This is a genomic window from Enterobacter sp. PI-10, assembly GCF_027947695.1.
GTDB classification, from domain to species: domain Bacteria; phylum Pseudomonadota; class Gammaproteobacteria; order Enterobacterales; family Enterobacteriaceae; genus Enterobacter; species Enterobacter vonholyi.
The window spans coordinates 284074-302456 of sequence record NZ_JAJNOG010000002.1; the positions used below are offsets into that span (position 1 = coordinate 284074).

Annotated in this window: 12 protein-coding genes; 6 read left to right on the top strand and 6 right to left on the bottom strand. The window is 56.3% G+C overall.

The window, feature by feature from the left end; all coding sequences use genetic code 11:
• Window positions 1-53: 53 nt before the first annotated feature.
• Window positions 54-2636 carry a bifunctional diguanylate cyclase/phosphodiesterase gene (locus LRM19_RS05885; RefSeq protein WP_271367792.1) on the top strand — a complete coding sequence of 861 codons (2583 nt, stop codon included), beginning with the start codon at window positions 54-56 and terminating at the stop codon, window positions 2634-2636.
• A 60-nt stretch (window positions 2637-2696) separates the two neighbouring features.
• Here LRM19_RS05885 and LRM19_RS05890 read toward each other — a convergent pair whose 3' ends face one another.
• Window positions 2697-3368: an MgtC family protein gene (locus LRM19_RS05890; RefSeq protein WP_127730655.1), complete on the bottom strand. Its 672-nt coding sequence runs from the start codon at window positions 3366-3368 to the stop codon at window positions 2697-2699.
• A 455-nt stretch (window positions 3369-3823) separates the two neighbouring features.
• Here LRM19_RS05890 and LRM19_RS05895 point away from each other — a divergent pair, with 455 nt between their 5' ends.
• Window positions 3824-5032: an MFS transporter gene (locus LRM19_RS05895; RefSeq protein ID WP_271367793.1), complete on the top strand. Its 1209-nt coding sequence runs from the start codon at window positions 3824-3826 to the stop codon at window positions 5030-5032.
• Window positions 5033-5051: 19 nt separating this feature from the next.
• Here the strand turns inward: LRM19_RS05895 and LRM19_RS05900 are convergent, their stop codons facing one another.
• The gene (locus tag LRM19_RS05900; protein ID WP_080327224.1) at window positions 5052-6041 is read right to left on the bottom strand and encodes a 2-hydroxyacid dehydrogenase; all 990 of its coding nucleotides are present in this window, start codon (window positions 6039-6041) and stop codon (window positions 5052-5054) included.
• A gap of 210 nt (window positions 6042-6251) precedes the next feature.
• Between LRM19_RS05900 and LRM19_RS05905 the strand changes: the two genes are divergently transcribed.
• Genes LRM19_RS05905 through LRM19_RS05915 form a run of 3 tightly spaced genes read left to right on the top strand, consistent with a single transcriptional unit; the run spans window position 6252 to window position 9404 of the window.
• Window positions 6252-8891 carry a YdbH family protein gene (locus LRM19_RS05905; RefSeq protein WP_271367794.1) on the top strand — a complete coding sequence of 880 codons (2640 nt, stop codon included), beginning with the start codon at window positions 6252-6254 and terminating at the stop codon, window positions 8889-8891.
• Window positions 8888-9079 carry a YnbE family lipoprotein gene (locus LRM19_RS05910; protein ID WP_014169918.1) on the top strand — a complete coding sequence of 64 codons (192 nt, stop codon included), beginning with the start codon at window positions 8888-8890 and terminating at the stop codon, window positions 9077-9079. The genes LRM19_RS05905 and LRM19_RS05910 overlap by 4 nt, the downstream gene beginning before the upstream one ends.
• 7 nt (window positions 9080-9086) lie before the next feature.
• On the top strand, window positions 9087-9404 hold the full coding sequence (locus LRM19_RS05915; protein ID WP_127730663.1) for a YdbL family protein: 318 nt from the start codon (window positions 9087-9089) through the stop codon (window positions 9402-9404).
• On the opposite strand, the gene feaR is transcribed toward LRM19_RS05915, so the two are convergent.
• Window positions 9405-10313 carry a transcriptional regulator FeaR gene (gene feaR, locus LRM19_RS05920; protein WP_271368221.1) on the bottom strand — a complete coding sequence of 303 codons (909 nt, stop codon included), beginning with the start codon at window positions 10311-10313 and terminating at the stop codon, window positions 9405-9407.
• A 241-nt stretch (window positions 10314-10554) separates the two neighbouring features.
• Here feaR and LRM19_RS05925 point away from each other — a divergent pair, with 241 nt between their 5' ends.
• Window positions 10555-12054 (top strand): aldehyde dehydrogenase family protein, encoded by a 1500-nt coding sequence (locus LRM19_RS05925; protein WP_271367795.1) that lies wholly within the window; start codon window positions 10555-10557, stop codon window positions 12052-12054.
• A 42-nt stretch (window positions 12055-12096) separates the two neighbouring features.
• Here the strand turns inward: LRM19_RS05925 and LRM19_RS05930 are convergent, their stop codons facing one another.
• The 3 genes from LRM19_RS05930 to paaZ form a co-directional block, all read right to left on the bottom strand.
• A complete protein-coding gene (locus tag LRM19_RS05930; protein WP_271367796.1) occupies window positions 12097-13203 on the bottom strand; it encodes a GGDEF domain-containing protein in 1107 nt (368 codons plus the stop codon).
• A 118-nt stretch (window positions 13204-13321) separates the two neighbouring features.
• Window positions 13322-15595 (bottom strand): primary-amine oxidase, encoded by a 2274-nt coding sequence (tynA, locus tag LRM19_RS05935; RefSeq protein ID WP_271367797.1) that lies wholly within the window; start codon window positions 15593-15595, stop codon window positions 13322-13324.
• A gap of 598 nt (window positions 15596-16193) precedes the next feature.
• Window positions 16194-18236 carry a phenylacetic acid degradation bifunctional protein PaaZ gene (paaZ, locus tag LRM19_RS05940; RefSeq protein WP_271367798.1) on the bottom strand — a complete coding sequence of 681 codons (2043 nt, stop codon included), beginning with the start codon at window positions 18234-18236 and terminating at the stop codon, window positions 16194-16196.
• Between the last annotated feature and the right edge of the window lie 147 nt (window positions 18237-18383).

Genomic DNA, 18383 nt, shown 5'->3' on the forward strand with positions numbered 1-18383 from the left:
GATAAATGAAAATGGCATAAGAATCGACGCAGTAGCAGTCAAGAAGGCGAAAGATGACCCTACCTCTGAACAATCCGGGCTTCACGGATACCGAGCCTTCTAAAGGCCTGATAAATAAAACTTTTAGCTATATAGTAACGTTGTTGATAAGTATTTTTATTGCAGCAATAATTTCCCTGCTCATAATAAAAGATAATGTTAATGAAATCAGCGACAAGCACGATGAATTTTTGCTAAGTAAGGCCCTGGATACCCGCCAGGAAAACATGCGAAGTCATTTGAAAGACAATGCCGAGTGGGGAGATGCCTACAAACATCTTCATCTGACCACAGACGTTCACTGGGCATGGGATAAGCAGAATCTGGGTAAGTCCCTGTATGACAACTTTGGCTACGAAGGGGTGTTTGTTCTCTCTCCGGAAGGGAGCACGCGATACAGCGTGGTTGACGGGAAACTGAAGCTTCAGGATCTGGAGCGCTGGTTAGACAAATCAACCAAAGACCGTTTACTGCGTGAGATAAGCATAAAAAATGGATTGCCGGTTTCTGTACTAACGCTTATCAATTCGGTCCCGGCCATTGTTTCTGCTGAATGGATAACGACCGGCGATGATACGAGCGTGCAACCCTTACCGGGGAAACCTTCGACAATGGTGTTTATAGATAAGTTAACGGCTAAAAAATTCCTCACGATTGGGCAGGATGCCGGCATTCTGAATGTTCGTACCTCACCGGCTACAGTGACTTCTCAAATAAATAATCAGACGGAATTTACCTTAAGCACCCAGAATGGTGATGTGCAAATTATCTGGGACGGTGAAAATCCCGGCCAGGCGTTGATAATTTATTTTTTGCCATTACTCATTCTTTCAGTCGTTCTGACGGTATCAATGACGCTAATATTAATGCGTCATATTATGCACAAGGCTAGAATGCTTGACGAAAATAGCTTTCTCCTTGAGCAGGCGCGATTAAATCTAATTACGAGTGAAAAACGATTCCGGGACGTCAGTGAAACAACCAGCGACTGGTTCTGGGAAGCAGATTTATCGTTAAAGATAACATGGCTGTCAGGTCGTTTTACTACAATAACGGGATATGAAAATAGCAAATGGATAGGCCGCAGCCTGGATGAACTCTTTCCGTCGACAAGCGGGTTATCACATGCCTGTGCCAGCCAGCGGGACTTAACTGAGCGCTTTGAATTTAAAAACTGTCCTTATACTCACGCGCATCAAACCACGTCATATTGCACGCTCCTGGCAAAATTTTCTGCTCAGCCTGATGGAACGGTGGTTTTGCGAGGCGCGGCAACCGATGTCTCTCAGGAAGTTGAAGCAACAAAACGTGTGGAGTTTCTGTCACGTCATGATGAATTAACCGGTCTGCCGAACCGTTATCATATTAAGGAATTTCTGGCAGGTCAGCTGGCTAAAGAAGACCTTAACCATTATCCCTTTGCCATGATTTGTCTCGATTTAGACAAGTTTAAACCCGTCAATGATATTTTTGGGCACTCTACTGGGGATGCTCTGCTCGGTGAGGTCGCTTCACGTCTTAAATATTGCGTTCGACGAGGTGATTTTGTCGCACGGCAGGGAGGGGATGAATTTATGATTCTTCTCGGCAACACCAGCCAGCAAGACCAGATTGAAGAGGTGTGTCGCCGCATCGTGCAAGAACTGAACCGACCTTTTTCCATTGAAGGAAATGAGGTAGCGATAGGCGTAAGCATGGGCATCGCACAGGCTCCCCGGGATAGCAGCAGCGCAAACGATCTTCTACGCTATGCAGATATTGCGCTGTATCAGGCAAAGCAATCCGGCAGAAACCGATGGGTCTATTATCGCCCGGATATGTCGGAAAAGCTGACCGAACGCAGGAAACTGGAATTAGAGCTGAAGACCGCGATTCGCGAAGAACAGCTCTACCTGGTTTACCAACCCCGTTATAACCTCCGGTATTCTAAAATAGAGGCCGTCGAAGCGCTGGTACGCTGGCAGCACCCGACTCGGGGGACCATAATGCCCGACCAGTTTATTCCGCTGGCAGAAGAAACCGGGCTTATTATTAGCCTGAGCAACTGGGTCATACGCAAAGCGTGTGCGGAAACGAAAGATAAATTGCCGGGATTATCGGTATCCGTAAATATTTCTGCTATCGAATTCCAGGCAAGCGATCTTGCTGAAAGGATAAAAGAGTTACTTCACGAAACAGGGCTTGAATCCAACCGGCTGGAAATAGAAGTGACGGAAAACGTAACGCTTTCCGATCCTGAAAAAACGCTGCAGACCATGAAGTCTCTCAAAAAAATGGGCGTCCGCATTCTGATTGACGATTTCGGAACCGGCTACGCCTCTCTGAGCTATCTGCGGAAGTTTCAGTTTGATGGGCTTAAGCTCGACAAGAGCTTTATTTTTACCCTGGGTGACTCGCCGCAGAACCAGTCAGTCGTGGAGAAAATTATCGACCTGGGGAAAGCCTATTCCATGGCGGTAACCGCAGAAGGGGTGGAGACCGTCGAACAGCTCGCTTTTCTTAAAGAAAATAAATGTGATGAGGTTCAGGGCTACTTGCTTGGAAAACCGGTCGCCATTACGGACTTAAATTTAAACGCAAGCAGAGTAAATCTCTAAAGCGTGCTTTCATTCAGGGAAGCGTAACTGAAAAACCGGGCTTCTCGCCCGGTTGAGTATTTACATTGCGTGACAGCTAACGGACGCGATAATTTTATTCCCGCCCATATTGCCCATAATCAGTTCGAGTAATTTTCGGTATTCCTCACGGGTCATCACCTCAGCCCGAATTTCGGTTTTTCCCTCAGCCTGCGCCGTGGCGGAATAAATCGCTTTCAGACTTAACGTCAACTCTTTCGCCATATTAACGATGCTCTGCCGCACCGCATCTTCATGCTCGTCAGCACAGGTGATTTTCAGAACATAGCTTTTTTCGCCTTCATGGAGCACGGGCAGCTGATTAATCCGCTGCGCGGCTTCGCGAAGCAATATGTTGGCGCAGAGAATAATTAAGCTGGCCATGGCGGCATTCCAGAACTGGCCTAAACCACATAGCACGCCAATTCCGGCCGAGCACCACAGCGTGGCGGCGGTGTTCAGACCACGAATATTCATTCCTTCACGCATAATGACGCCTGCGCCAAGAAAGCCGATACCGGAGACGATCTGCGCTGCGATACGCCCCGGGCTATCAGGAGAGGTGGATACCGAGCTTAAGATGAACACTGCCGCGCCCGTGGCAACCAGTGCATTGGTACGAAGTCCGGCCATACGCTGGCGCCACTGTCTTTCCGCGCCAATAATTGCGCCCAGCAGCATCGCTGCGAGCAGATGAGAGATATAAGGGAACATCAGCCTGTCGCCTGTAAACGTTAATAAATAATAAGCGTCAGTGCTTTGCTAAGCACATCATAACGCCGTTTAAATGCTAAACGTGTCAGGACGACGGTGGCGGAAAGAGTGAATGTGTAAACATGAACATGCGATGCCCCACAAATTGAGTGGTTTTACTATTTCGGGATACAATCGCTTAACGAGGATTGCTGCCCACCCTTTCAGGTAAGCAGCGAGAAAATTGCGCTAGCTTACCTTCGTATCGACGATAAAATGACTTTCCAACGAAGGTCTCCTGTGAAAATTTATTGCCAGTATAGTCAGGCGAAATAATGAGTAAAGCGAAAAAACAGCCTCCGTTATGAATTGTTTAAGTTCGAAAGGCATATTTTTAAGACGTCATCTGATTTTCAAAAATACCCGGTATACTACATTTCCTTTTTTTCAGGCGATAACAGACAAAGGCAGGAAGTATGTCTCTTCGTTCGCTGCGGGCATTGTGCCTGACAAGTTTTTTCATCGCGGATGTCCGCGATGGCCTGGGGCCTTTTCTCGGTATTTTCCTGACCGAACGCCACTGGACCCCTGATGATATCGGCATCCTGATGACGGCCGGTGGGCTGGCGGGATTACTGGCCACGCTGCCGGCGGGATTCATCACCGACACCTCACGCAGCAAGCGGACCGTGCTGGCGCTGGTGTGCCTGCTCATTACCCTCAGCACAATCCTGCTCTGGTTTAGCCAGCAGAGCGCTGTTGTCGCCGTTTCGCAAATTGTCTCCGGTATCTGTGCGGCGTTTGTCGGGCCGCTGATCGCCGGGATTACCCTGGGGCTGACCGGCCAGAGCGGGTTCAGCGCGCAGATGGGCAAAAATGAGGCATTCAATCACGGCGGCAACTTTGTTACCGCACTGATTGCAGGGGGCATTGCCTGGTACTGGGGCGTCGGCGGAATTTTCCTGCTGATGACCTGTACCACGCTGTTAACGCTGTGCGCGCTGCTTGCCATTCGCAGCGGGGATATCGATAACGACGCGGCGAGGGGGCTCTCTTCTTCAGCGAGCCTGCCGGTTCCCGGCTTTGCCGTGCTGATTAAAAACCGGGCGCTGTTTGTGACAGGTCTGACGCTGCTGCTGTTTCACCTGGCGAACGCCGCGCTGCTGCCGATGCTGAGCATGAGGGTGGCCGCCGCGCCCGCCTCGATCAACCCCGGTTTGTACGCGGCGGGCACCGTTATCATCTCTCAGGCCGTGATGATCCCCGTCGCCATCTGGGTCGCCCACCGAATAGACCGCTACGGCTACTGGCGCTTGATTATGCTGGCGCTGCTGGTGATGCCGGTGCGCGCCGCGCTGGCGGCGTCTACGGACGCGCCCCTCATGATGATCCCGGTACAAATTCTCGACGGGCTGGCCGCAGGGATCCTGGGCGTCGCGGTACCATCGTTTATCGTGGTGCTGTTGCGCGGGAGCGGGCACGTCAATGCCGGGCAGAGTGTGGTGATGCTGATGCAGGGGATTGGGGCATCCATGAGCCCGGCGTTAACCGGCACGATTGCCGGTCATTACTCATTTGCCACGGCATTCAGTGTCCTGAGCGCGATTGCACTGGCCGCCGTCCTGCTCTGGTGGCGCGTTGCGCACCGGAGCTGGGAAACGGACAGTACGCCGGGTGGGCCATAGCCGCCACCCGGCGTCACGCTTATGCCAGTTCGTTAGGGCACGCTTCGCCCTTTTCCAGCTGCTGCAGGTTCCCCAGCGTGGTTTCTGAAATGCTGATCAGCGCTTCGGCAGTCAGAAACGCCTGGTGGCCGGTAAACAGCACGTTATGGCAGGCAGAGAGGCGACGGAATACGTCGTCCTGGATCACATCATTCGACTTGTCTTCAAAGAACAGATCGCGTTCGTTCTCATACACGTCCATCCCCAGCGCGCCAATTTTCTGGGTCTTCAGCGCTTCGATAGCGGCCTGAGAATCAACCAGCCCGCCGCGGCTGGTGTTGATGATCATCACGCCATCTTTCATCTGGTCAAACGCCGCCTGGTTCAGCAGGTGGTAGTTCTCCGGCGTCAGCGGGCAGTGCAGGGAGATCACGTCAGACTGGGAGAACAGGGTCGGCAGGTCGACGTATTCCACGCCCAGCTCCAGCGCTGCGGCGCTTGGGTACGGATCGAACGCCAGCAGACGCATGCCGAAGCCTTTCAGAATCCGCAGGGCGGCGACGCCGATTTTACCGGTGCCGATCACGCCCGCGGTTTTGCCGTACATGGTAAAGCCGGTCAGCCCTTCCAGCGAGAAGTTGGCGTCACGGGTGCGCTGATAAGCGCGGTGAATACGGCGGTTGAGCGACATCATCATGCCAATCGCATGTTCCGCCACCGCTTCCGGGGAGTACGCCGGAACGCGCACCACCTTCAGACCCAGCTCTTTCGCCGCATCGAGATCCACGTTGTTAAAGCCCGCACAGCGCAGGGCGATGTACTTCACCCCCTGTTTTTTCAACTCTTCCAGCACCGGGCGACTGCCGTCATCGTTTACGAAAATGCAGACGCCTTCACAGCCGTGCGCCGTTTTGGCGGTTTTTTCGGACAGCAGAAAGTCGAAAAATTCAAGCTCAAACCCGTAAGCCTCGTTAACATGTTGCAGATACTTTTTGTCGTACTGCTTTGTGCTATATACCGCGAGTTTCATAAGACTTTCTCCAGTGATTTTGCATTCACGTTAGCATGATTAAAATTATCTTACAATTTCTAAAATATTATTGAATTCAATAAGTTCTATCAATTATTCTAGAGCATCTATCCTTAAAAATGGCATTCCCTTCAACTGACTGGCTAAACATGCGACAATGATCGGCACTGCCGGCTTAATTCTTTCGCTAAATCAGGATATTAACTGCCCATGAAGGGTAAATACAAAGCCGCTCTTGCGCTTTTACTGCTGTTCATACTGTTGCCGCTGACGCTGCTGATGACGCTCGCCCAGTGGGTCCCGACGCTCGCCGGGATCTGGCTGCCCGTGGGGACGCGCATCGCGTTCGAAGAGAGCCCGAAACTAACCCGCCACGCGCTGGTGATCCCCAATCTTCGCTATCTGGTTGAAGATTGCGAAATTGCCCGCATCGATAACGTGACGCTGTCACATCCGAGCCGCTGGAAGCTGGATATCGGCGCGCTGGATTTAAATTCCGTCTGTCTGAGCAAAATTCCTCAGTCAGCGCCTTCAACGGTCGCCCCGAAAACGCTCGCGCAATGGCAGGCAGTATTACCCAATACCTGGCTCACGATTCACCGTCTGACGCTCTCTCCCTGGCAGCAGTGGCAGGGCGAGCTGCGTGCGTCGCTGACCCCGTCCAGTCAGGAGATCGCCTATAAAGGCGAGCAGGTCAGCATTAAAGGCACGCTTCGCGGTCAGACGCTCTCGGTCAGCCAGTTCGATGTACAGCTCCCGGACCAGCCGCAGCCGATTAAGCTGGTGGGCGAATTTACCCTGCCGCTGGTACCGGATGGCGTACCGGTGAAAGGCCACGCGGTCGCGACCTTTAACGTGCCACAGTTGACGTCTCTGGTCGATGCCGATCTGGACTGGGAAGACAATCAGGGACAGCTGGTGGTGATGGCGCGGGACAATCCCGATCCGCTGCTCGACCTGCCGTGGCAGATCACGGCGGAACAGCTGAACATCAGCGACGGGCGCTGGAACTGGGATCTCTCGGGTATGCCGCTGAGCGGGCGGGTGTCCCTTCGCGCCGACAACTGGCAGCAGGGGCTGGAGAAAACCACCCTGACCGGACGGCTGAATGTGCTTACCCACGGTGATGCGGGGAAAGGGAACGCGGTACTGAATATCGGGCCAGGCAGGCTCAGCATGGAAAACAGCGACATGCCTCTGCACCTGAGCGGCGAGGCAAAGCAAAACGATCTCATTCTTTACGCTAAATTGCCCGCAACGCTGACCGGCAGCCTGTATGAACCGAAGCTGGCCTTTGAGCCGGGCGCGCTGCTCCGCTCGCGCGGGCGCATCATTGATTCACTCGATATCGATGAAATCCGCTGGCCGCTGGCGGGCGTGAAGCTCACCCAGAAGGGCGTGGACGGCCGTCTGCAGGCTATTCTGCGCGCCCATGAAAACGAGATGGGCGATTTTGAACTCCACCTGGACGGTCAGGCCAGCGACTTCTTACCCGATAACGGCCTGTGGCAGTGGCGCTACTGGGGGAAAGGCGGTTTTACGCCGATGCATGCCCGCTGGGATGTCGCCGGGAAAGGCGAGTGGCGCGACAATCTTATTGAGCTGACGGCGCTCTCCACCGGTTTTGACAAGCTCCAGTACGGCACGATGGAGGTCAGCAAGCCTCGCCTGGTGCTGGATCAACCGGTGCGCTGGTTACGTGACCCCGAAAAACCGACCTTCAGCGGCGCGCTGTCGCTTAACGCCGGGCAAACCCGTTTCTCCGGCGGCAGCGTGTTGCCGCCATCGGTCCTGACCTTTAGCGTCGACGGCAGCGACCCGACTATTTTTCAGTTTAAGGGTGACCTCCACGCGGACAAAATCGGTCCGGTACAGGTAAACGGGCGCTGGGATGGCGTACGCCTGCGCGGGCAGGCCTGGTGGCCGAAACAGTCTCTCACCGTATTCCAGCCGCTGCTCCCGCCTGACTGGAAAATGACGCTGCGCGACGGGGAACTGTATGCGCAGGTCGCCTTCTCGGCGGCGGCCGATCAGGGTTTTGAAGCGGGCGGGCACGGCGTGCTGAAATCCGGCAGCGCCTGGATGCCGGATAACCAGATTAACGGCGTCGATTTTGTGCTGCCGTTCCGCTTCAGCGACGGAACCTGGTCTCTGGGCACGCGCGGACCGGTGACGCTGCGCATTGGCGAAGTGGTAAACCTGGTGACCGCGCGCAACATTACTGCCGATCTACAGGGGGACTACCCCTGGACGGAGGACAATCCGCTGCTGCTCACCAACGTGAAGGTAGAAACCCTCGGCGGGAAGATCACCATGCAGCAGCTGCGGATGCCGCAGCACGATCCGGCCCTGCTGCGGGTGGACAATATCTCTTCGAGCGAGCTGATTAGCGCCGTTAATCCGAAACAGTTTGCCATGTCGGGGCCAGTCAGCGGGGCGCTGCCGTTCTGGCTGGACAATGAAAAATGGATCATTGAAGATGGCTGGCTCACCAACCCGGGCCCAATGACGCTGCGCATCGACAAAGATACGGCCGACGCCATCGTCAAAGATAATATGGTCGCGGGTGCCGCGATTAACTGGCTCCGCTATATGGAAATTTCGCGTTCGTGGACGAGAATCAATTTAGATAATCTGGGTGAATTAACCATGCAGGCGACCATCAAGGGGAACAGCCAGGTGGATGGCAAAAGCAGCTCCGTCAACCTGAACTATACCCATGACGAGAATGTCTTTACCCTCTGGCGTAGCCTGCGCTTTGGGGACAACCTGCAAACCTGGTTTGAGCAACATGCGGCGATACCTGCTCCCCGCAGTTTGACCGGCAAGGAAAGTGAGGAACAACAATGAAAAAGATGGCTGGTGTGCTCACCGTTGCCGTTGCCGCGCTACTGACCGGCTGTACGCCGCGTATTGAAGTCGCTGCGCCAAAGGAGCCGATTACCATCAATATGAATGTCAAAATCGAACATGAGATCCACATTAAGGTCGATAAAGACGTCGAAACCCTGCTTAAATCGCGCAGCGATCTGTTCTGAGGACGCCATGAAACGAGTAGCACTGATTTTACTGGCGCTGGGGATGAACGTGCAGGCGGCTGCGCTCACCCTGAACGATGCCCGGGCGCAGGGGCGCGTGGGGGAAACCCTCAGCGGTTATCTTGCCCCGATTCAGCAGGACGCCGAAACGCTGGCGCTGGTCAATCGCATCAATGCGGCGCGCACGGAAAGCTACCAGAAGCTGGCTGATAGCAATAATTTGCCGGTTGATGAAGTGGCCAAAATGGCAGGGCAAAAACTGGTTGCCCGCGCGCAGCCGGGCGAGTATGTGAAGGGCATTAACGGAAAATGGCTCAGAAAGTAGCTAGCGGTAGCGCCTGCGGTATTCACCCGGCGAGACGCCAAAACGCTGCTTAAACGCCGTTGAAAAATGGCTATGGTCGGTAAAGCCCCAGCTGTAGCCAATGCCCGCCAGCTTTTCATCATCGCCAGCAGTGCGCAGTACCTGCGCGCAGAGATCCAGGCGACGGTTTTTAATGTACTGCGCGACCACCAGCCCCTTTTCGGCAAACATGCGGTAGAGACTGCGCACAGACATACCGCTCTCGGCGGCAATCCATTCAGGACGCAGCGATTCAGACTGAATATGGTCGTCAATCAGCGCCACCACATGCTGGAACTGGCGCTCCTTGCGCGGCTGAATGATTTCACGTTGCTGGAAAGCGGGGCGCAGCAGGCAGATCATCGCTTCGAGCGCGGCTTCACTTTCACGATCGCTCAGGTCGGCATTGCTCATACTCTCCATCAACAGGCGATGGCTCAGCTGCACCGTGGGTAAGGTGCGGGAAAGGGCGGTCGCGCAGCTTATCTCCTGGAAACGACACTGCTGCTCAATAATCTGACGCGGAACCAGGAGCGAAATCTGGCGGGATTTTTCCTGCCAGTTGATTGAACAGGGACGCGACGCGTCAATCAGCGTGATATCACCGGTTTTGAGCAGCGCGCGACGGTCATCCTGCTCAATTTCTGCACTCCCTTCGAGCTGGAACACGGTATAGAACCAGGCATCGTTACTCTGAGCGATCTCCTGGCGGGAGCGGAACAGGTTAACGCCACCCGCGGTCACGGTACTGAGCTTCAGACTGCGCGCATAGCTGGTCTCCAGCTCGCCGTAGAATTTACCCCCGGTGGGCTGCGCGTTAAAACGCCCGCAAACCTGGTTAATTTGCGCCAGCCAATGCTGATACTGTTCCTGCTCGCTTGCACACGCCATCGTTTCTCTCACTGCACCGTCAACGTTTTCGCATTGTTGCATTTGTGTTGCATTTTGTCAGAGCTATGAGGCTGACTATAGGAAAGAACACTCACCGGTTACAGCGATATAAGCGGCAATTATCGCGATTTGCGGAGCCTGTCACAGGTGGCAAAGCGAATGTCACAGAGACAAAAGCGAGAATGCAAAACCCCTCTTAGACTGGATGAACACCCTGCGAAGAATAACGAAGGAGTATCCTATGTCTGAATCACAGGTGGCTATTCAGCCTGCCGTGCAGCAGTTTTTAGACCGACATCATGGCCTGTGGATTGAAGGGCGTCAGGCCGCGTCGGACAGTGAAAAGCGGCTGAATGTCTTCAACCCGGCTACGGGCGAGGTGATTGCCTCGACTGCCGATGCCAGCGTCGATGACGTTGATCGTGCCGTCATGTCCGGCTGGCGCGCCTTTGTGGCCCGCACCTGGGCCGGAAAACTCCCGGCGGAGCGCGAGCGGATCCTGCTCCATTTCGCCGATCTGGTGGAACAGCACAGCGAGGAGCTGGCCCAGCTTGAAACGCTGGAGCAGGGCAAATCCATCAACATTTCCCGTATGTTTGAAGTCGGCTGCACCCTGAACTGGATGCGCTATACCGCCGGGCTGACAACCAAAATTTCGGGTAAAACTCTCGATCTTTCTATCCCGCTGCCGCAGGGCGCCCGCTATCAGGCGTGGACGCGTAAAGAGCCGGTTGGCGTGGTGGCCGGGATTGTGCCCTGGAACTTCCCGCTGATGATCGGCATGTGGAAAGTGATGCCAGCGCTGGCAGCTGGCTGCTCTATCGTCATTAAGCCGTCTGAAACCACGCCGCTGACCATGCTGCGCGTGGCGGAACTGGCCAGTGAAGCGGGCATCCCGGATGGGGTGTTCAACGTGGTGACCGGGAGCGGCGCGGTGTGTGGCGCGGCGCTGACCTCGCATCCGCATATCGCGAAGGTGAGCTTCACCGGCTCAACGGCGACGGGTAAGCAAATTGCCCGCGCGGCGGCGGACACGCTAACCGGCGTGACCCTGGAGCTGGGCGGGAAAAACCCGGCAATTGTGCTCAAGGATGCAGACCCTGCGTGGGTGATCGAAGGCCTGATGACCGGCAGCTTCCTGAACCAGGGGCAGGTGTGCGCGGCGAGCTCGCGCATCTACATTGAGGCACCGCTGTTTGACACGCTGGTCAGCGGGTTTGAACAGGCGGTGAAATCCCTGAGCGTCGGGCCAGGCATGTCGCCGGAAGCGTTTATTAACCCGCTGGTGTCGCGCGCGCATTGCGACAAGGTGCAGACCTTCCTCGATGAGGCGAAGTCGCGCCACGCGGAGCTGATCGTCGGTAACCGGGGGCCGGAAGGCAAAGGCTATTACGTTTCACCTACGCTGGTGGTGAACCCGGATGCCTCGCTGCGCCTGACCCGCGAAGAGGTGTTTGGCCCGGTGGTCAACCTTGTGCGCGTCGCCGACGGGGAAGAGGCGCTCCAGCTGGCAAACGACACCGAATATGGCCTGACGGCCAGCGTCTGGACGCAGAATATCAGCAAGGCGCTGGAGTATACCGACCGGCTGCAGGCGGGCACCGTCTGGGTGAACAGCCATACGCTAATCGACGCCAACCTGCCGTTCGGCGGCATGAAGCAGTCCGGTACCGGACGCGATTTTGGCCCGGACTGGCTGGACGGCTGGTGTGAAACCAAGTCGGTGTGCGTGCGGTATTAAAAAGCAAGCCGGGTAAGGCGTAGCCGCCACCCGGCTTTTTTTCTACAGCGACCACCGATCCCGACCTGCCTCTTTCGCCCGATACAGCGCCGCATCGGCGCGGGCGATGATCTCGGTGCCCGCTAACCCCTCGGCCATGCTCGCAATCCCCATGCTCACGGTGACATGGTCGCTGACCGTCGAGGCGCCGTGTGGTATGGCTTCCGTACGCAGGCCGTCCTGAATACGCAGGGCAACCTTTTCCGCGATGTTCTCCGGGCAATTAAACAGAATCACCAGAAACTCTTCGCCGCCGTAGCGTGACACCACATCGTCAGGCGTGCGCACGGACTGCTTCAGCACGCGCGCCACGCGCGTCAGACAGTCGTCGCCCGCCTGGTGCCCGTAGGTATCGTTGTAGCGCTTGAAGTAGTCGATATCCAGCATGATCACCGAGAAGGTTTTTTTCTGCTCAACCGCGTTCTCCAGCACCACCTCCATTTTCCGGCGATTGGCGGTTTTGGTTAACGGGTCCTGATGCGCCAGCGCGTCCAGCCGCGAAATAAGCAGCTGATTTTGCTGGTTACGTCGCCAGGCTTCGTCAAACCAGCTCAGCAGAATGAAACGCCCGCAGATCAGGATCAGCGTAAACACGCTCCAGATAACAACGAAGTGTAGGTTGAGGCCATCGTTTCGTATCCAGCTTGCTATCGGCAGGGTGATCCAGAGCGGGAGCACAAAGGCGAGCAGCCCTTCAGGGTAGAAATAGAGCGCCGTCAAACCGGCGAGTAACAGAATAAGGCACAGCGGCCAGACGTGCGGGAGCAGCAGCTGGGTGATAAACCAGAAGCAGGAGACCGACCAGATGGCGCTGCAGATAAACAACACCACGCTGATACCGGCGATACGCCGCCAGGCCATGAGGATCAGCGCGGCCGAGAGGATGATAATACCGAGCATGGAGGCATCAACCATTCTCGTCAGCTGGGGCGAGTGGGGATAAAGGGGATCGCTGGGCTTAAGCAGAACGTGTCGCAGCAGAATCATCACCGCAAAGCTGATATTGACGAAGGCCAGCCACGGCAGGTTCATCGCCAGCCCGTGCATGACCATGGCATGGCGCGTTGGCCAGGTCGCCCGTTCCAGCGACGGTTTTTTTCTTTTTTCCATAAAGCCCTTTCCCGTCCGGGGGATAAATCATGTCGATGAGATATCTGTAACTATAAGCAAGCCAGGACGATCCTCAAACGTCAGGGCAAAAAAAACCGGGCTATTGCCCGGCGGGTGGTTATTTTTCGTCTTTTTTCTTCCCGAGCGTTGGCGTCTCGTCGAAGAAGTTCCACGGCTTAAGCAGGGTATGCACCCATTCCGTTGGCATGATCGGCCACTCTTCCGCGCGCGCCACGTGGGTGGTGCCGGTGGTCATCCAGACTACGTCGTCCCGATCGTTGAGCGACTCGTTATCCTTGCTGTACTGCCCGAGGCCCGTGTCGTGTACGGAGCGGTTAGGGAATTTACCTTCCGGGTAGAGCTCATCAGGGTGGTAGCGGGTCACCCACAGCTGTTTGTCCATAAAGCTCAGGCGATGGTAGATCCACTCGTCCGGGGCAAATTTCGCGCCGGTCGCTACCGGGTGCGTACCGCCCGCATAAGGGATGATCTGGTACGAGACCGGGTTACCCATGCGGTTCTCTTTACTTGTGTTGCTCAGCAGGCGAATCGTGCCCGGGTCGAACTTCTGCGCCGCCTGCTGCTCGGTATCAATATCATACTGATTGATCTGCATGGTGCTGGTGCGCGGACCACCGGCGGTATTCGGCTTCACTTCCGGATCCATAGCCACCAGCTTGTTGTTGATGCCATCCACGTCCATATCAAGACGGAAGTTGTAGATGTGCTGGTGCGTGGTGCCCACGATGTTGTGGTCGATCAGCGTGCCGTATTTGGTGTCATCTTTGGCGGTGGCATCGTGCATGGTTTTCGCCTGCACGCCTTTCACCGCTTCGATACCCGTCGCGCCGGCGTCAATACCGATGGTGCCATTTTCATGGAACACCCAGTCGAAGATGTAATCGTAGTTGCCCACGGTACTCACCCAGCGCACCACCAGCTCGCGGCGCTCGGTGCTGACGTTTGGCTGACCCATCTCCTGATGTTTGTATTCCGGCCCCGCGTAGCGTTCGAAAATGGCGATCGCGCGCGGGATCTCCATCGGCGCGCCGGTGTAATCCGGGATGGTTTCGTTGAGCATCACCGCGTTGGACGGCACGTCTTTCCCGCGCACCAGAGGGGAGGTCAAGGTGCCCATGCCGTAGTCGCCGGAATCAAGATAGGCCTTGAAATACCAGCCCACGTCCGGATCGCCGTAAGGGACGATCATGCCGCCGAGCGACCCCTGATACATAATCTGGCGCTTTTTACCGTTGTCGTTATACGTGACGGTTGAAATCATCGGACCGACGCGAGAGTCCAGGCTCAGGTGGAAATCCCAGTTCTGCCAGTGCACCATATCGCCGGTAATGGTGTAGTTCTTACCTTCCGGCTCGATGATGTCGAGCGGTTTTTTCGGCGTTTCTATACGATCGCGGCCATCGTAGGGGCGCGGCGTCATCGGAACCGGAACAACGGCACCTTCCTCAATCTTCTGGATTTTCTTCTGCTCAAGATCGACCACGGCCACCAGGTTTTCAATCGGGTGCGCCCAGTAGTTGCCGTCGCCCACATCCAGATAGCTCACCACCTTCAGCAGGCGATCTTCCTGCTTCAGGCCGTCTTTACCGTCGAAATAGCCGACGGTCAGCGGCGTGGTAATCACTTTTTTCGGGTCGGTGATGCCGTGTTTTTTAAGCACCTCGGCAAATTCCGTACTCTCGTTAACGATCTGCTGTACCGCGGTGAAATCATCCAGCAGCACCATGCCGTGCGCGTCTTTCACCGGCTCCCAGCGCAGGATTTTTTTATCCTTCAGATCCACCAGGCTTTCGATAACGTGCTTTCCATCGAGCATCACAATCTTTGCCTGACGCGGGGCATCCACCGCCGTACCGTTAAGCACAAAGTCCCACACTTTGGCTTTCTCTGGCTCTGCAAGGGCAATCTGGGTAAAGCGCGTATTAGGCTTAAAGTCCGCCGAGGCTTTCACAATCTCAACGGCCTGCTTAATTTCGTCCGCCGTTAGCGCGTTTAGCGGGTGAGGGCGTTTTTCAACCTGGAAGGTCTGGTCAAGGCCGGACTGGAAAACATCGTTGATAAAGGTATCGGAAATAAAGGCTTTCTTGCCTTTCATCACCACCGGCACCTCAAGCCTGAGGGTTTTACCGTTGACGATGGCGGTTTTAGCGCCCGGCTTGACCTTCACGAAGGCACCGTCTTTCGCAATGGTGAACATCTGTGCGTAATCATCCCACTGAACGTCGGCGCCAAAGTCCTGCAGCGTTTTGTCCATCGGGACCATATGCGCCTCACTGCCGTGGGCGAAAACAGGGGATTGCCAGGCGCAACACAGCGCAACGGCCATAGCCAGCGCCGTTCTACGGGCAGAAAAAGAAGAATTGCTTCCCATCGTAGACCTCATCTTGTTGTGTTTATTGTGTTGTGACAGCCTTATCCTGACAGGCGCCTGAGAAAAGCGTTTGCCTGCATCTGCCAGATTATTTGCCAGTCTTGCCAGGTTAAAAAAAGAGCGGGGATACATCACATGCCGGGCCATTTCCTCTCCCCACAAATGATGTCAGCACAGGCGACCCCCTCTCCCTTGAGGGAGAGGGCTGGGGTGAGGGGGAACATACGGCTGTAGTGGTCATTCCGTTCACTTCATGTTCCTTGCTACTCTGTCACGACATGACCAGTGAACGTGCCAGGGCGGCTCAATCGCCGCCGCCCTGGCGACCCGGGCTCCCGGCGGTAAATCGCCGCTTCGCGGTGCCCTCAGCTTATTCCTTCAGGCTATCGGGTCGGGCATGAGCCTGCATCCCTGCAGGCCACGCCCTCTCGGCGCATCCCTGCGCCTCGCCCCGGCCTTACGGAAACGCTTCGGCGATTTGCAGCCGGACCAGGGTATCGCTGTAAGCCATTAATTTTCGTGAAGCAATTTATCGCTTCTGGTTAAAAAAATTACAGGGATTCCTCCCCCTTTGGGGAGAGGGTCAGGGTGAGGGGCGTTAGCTGAAATCTCCCTGCTGGCGCGCCACCAGCGTCAGAATGGAGTAAAGCGCCACGGCCTGCTGGTGCTGGTTGAAGATCTCAACCGCCCATTCCACCACGCCGGTCGGTTTTTCCTCGGCGGTGCGCTGTTTCTTCAGCGTTTTGCGCTTGCAGGTCAGACGCACCTGAATGGTATCGCCCGGTTTGACCGGCTCGATAAAGCGCAGGTTTTCCATGCCGTAGTTGGCAATCACCGGCCCGACGCCCGCATCAACGAACAGTCCCGCCGCGGCGGAGATCAGGAAGTAGCCGTGCACCACGCGCTCGCCAAAGATCGACTCTGCCGCGCCGATCTTGTCCATATGGGCGTAGAAGTGATCGCCGCTCAGGCAGGCAAAGTTCACGATGTCCGCTTCCGTGAGGGTACGGCGCGGCGTCAGCAGGCTGTCGCCCGGCTGTAGCTCCTCAAAGTATTTGCGGAACGGATGCACGCGATCTTCCTGCACCGTTGCGCCACGCACCCACTGCTTGCCGATGGCGGCCAGCATGCTCGGACTGCCCTGAATCGCGGTGCGCTGCAGGTAGTGCTTCACCGCACGCAGGCCGCCCAGCTCTTCGCCGCCGCCCGCGCGACCCGGGCCGCCGTGCACCAGCTGAGGAAGCGGGGAGCCGTGGCCGGTGGACTCTTTCGAGGCTTCCTCGTTGAGGATCTGAATACGCCCGTGGGCGCGCGCCGCGCCGAGAATAAACTGGCGGGCAATGTCCTGGTCTGCGGTGACCAGCGTGCCCGCCAGGCTGCCGCCGCCCGCGCGGGCAAGCTGCATTGCGTGCTGTGCATTGCGATACGGCATCAGCGTCGCAACCGGGCCAAAGGCTTCGGTTGAGTGCACTGCCGGAGTTTCATCCGGCTGCGGGCAGAACAGCAGCGTCGGCGGGAAGAACGCGCCCGCGGCCTGCAAATCCGCTTTGCCACCCAGGCGGACCTGGCAGCCTGCGGCGATCAGGTGATCCACTTTCTCCTGCACGTCCGCACGCTGTTCGGCGTTGACCAGCGCACCCATCTTTACCCCTTCCTGCGTCGGGTCGCCCACCAACACCTTTTCCAGCCGGGCAATCAGCGCCTGGCTCACGGCGTCAATCTGGCTCTGCGGGACGATAATGCGGCGAATGGCCGTACATTTCTGCCCGGCTTTGGCGGTCATCTCGCGGACCACTTCCCGGATGAACAGGGCAAATTCCGGCTGCTCAGGGGTGACGTCTTCCCCCAGCACGCAGCAGTTCAGGGAGTCGGCCTCCATGGTGAACGGAATGGCATTCGCCACAATATTCGGGTGCACGCGAAGGCTTTGCCCGGTGCTGGCGGAGCCTGTAAAGGTCACCACGTCCTGGCTGTCGAGCTGGTCGAGCAGATCGCCCGCGCCGCCGCAGATCAGGCTGATGGCACCGTCCGGCACCAGCCCGCTGTCGACGATGGATTTCACCATCGCCTGCGTCACCTGCGCGGTGGCGGTGGCGGGTTTGATGATGGCGGGCATGCCGGCAAGCCAGGTCGGCGCCAGCTTTTCCAGCATCCCCCAGCAGGGGAAGTTAAAGGCGTTGATGTGCACCGCCACCCCGGATTTTGAGGTCAGGACGTGGCGCGCCGCAAAGCCGCCTTCTTTCGACAGCGGGATTAACTCGTCTTCCGGCCACACGGTGTCATCCGGCAGCTCGCGGCTGCCCAGGCTGGCGTAAGTGAAAAGGGTGCCGATCCCGCCTTCAATGTCCACCCAGCTGTCCGCTTTAGTCGCCCCGGTCTGGGCGGACAGGGCATAAAACGTCTCTTTCTCGCTAAGCAGGTGCTTTGCCACCGCCTTCAGCATGGCTGCGCGTTCGATAAAGGTCATCGAGTGAAGCGCTTCGCCGCCGCGATCAATCGCATAGCGGCGGGCGGCCGCCATATCCAGCCCTTCGCTGGTCACGCTCCACAGCGCTTCGCCACTGATGGCGTGATGAATAGTGCGTTCGCGGCCCCGGCCAGACTGCCAGGAACCGGACAAGAAGCTGGCTAACTGCTGCATCGCTTATCTCCAAATGTTACGTGATTTACTCATTAATAGTTTAATCATGAATCATAAAAATCAAGCGGCGTTTTTAATGAATTGTTAATGATGTGATCTGGCTGGATGAATTTCAGAATACGAAGGCCCGCTTATCAAGGCTTCCAG

Excerpts from the sequence above, each read along its gene's own strand:
- LRM19_RS05885 (WP_271367792.1), top strand. The coding sequence starts at position 54 with ATGACCCTACCTCTGAACAATCCGGGCTTCACGGATACCGAGCCTTCT.
- LRM19_RS05890 (WP_127730655.1), bottom strand. The coding sequence starts at position 3,368 with ATGTTCCCTTATATCTCTCATCTGCTCGCAGCGATGCTGCTGGGCGCA.
- LRM19_RS05895 (WP_271367793.1), top strand. The coding sequence starts at position 3,824 with ATGTCTCTTCGTTCGCTGCGGGCATTGTGCCTGACAAGTTTTTTCATC.
- LRM19_RS05900 (WP_080327224.1), bottom strand. The coding sequence starts at position 6,041 with ATGAAACTCGCGGTATATAGCACAAAGCAGTACGACAAAAAGTATCTG.
- LRM19_RS05905 (WP_271367794.1), top strand. The coding sequence starts at position 6,252 with ATGAAGGGTAAATACAAAGCCGCTCTTGCGCTTTTACTGCTGTTCATA.
- LRM19_RS05910 (WP_014169918.1), top strand. The coding sequence starts at position 8,888 with ATGAAAAAGATGGCTGGTGTGCTCACCGTTGCCGTTGCCGCGCTACTG.
- LRM19_RS05915 (WP_127730663.1), top strand. The coding sequence starts at position 9,087 with ATGAAACGAGTAGCACTGATTTTACTGGCGCTGGGGATGAACGTGCAG.
- feaR (WP_271368221.1), bottom strand. The coding sequence starts at position 10,313 with ATGGCGTGTGCAAGCGAGCAGGAACAGTATCAGCATTGGCTGGCGCAA.
- LRM19_RS05925 (WP_271367795.1), top strand. The coding sequence starts at position 10,555 with ATGTCTGAATCACAGGTGGCTATTCAGCCTGCCGTGCAGCAGTTTTTA.
- LRM19_RS05930 (WP_271367796.1), bottom strand. The coding sequence starts at position 13,203 with ATGGAAAAAAGAAAAAAACCGTCGCTGGAACGGGCGACCTGGCCAACG.
- tynA (WP_271367797.1), bottom strand. The coding sequence starts at position 15,595 with ATGGGAAGCAATTCTTCTTTTTCTGCCCGTAGAACGGCGCTGGCTATG.
- paaZ (WP_271367798.1), bottom strand. The coding sequence starts at position 18,236 with ATGCAGCAGTTAGCCAGCTTCTTGTCCGGTTCCTGGCAGTCTGGCCGG.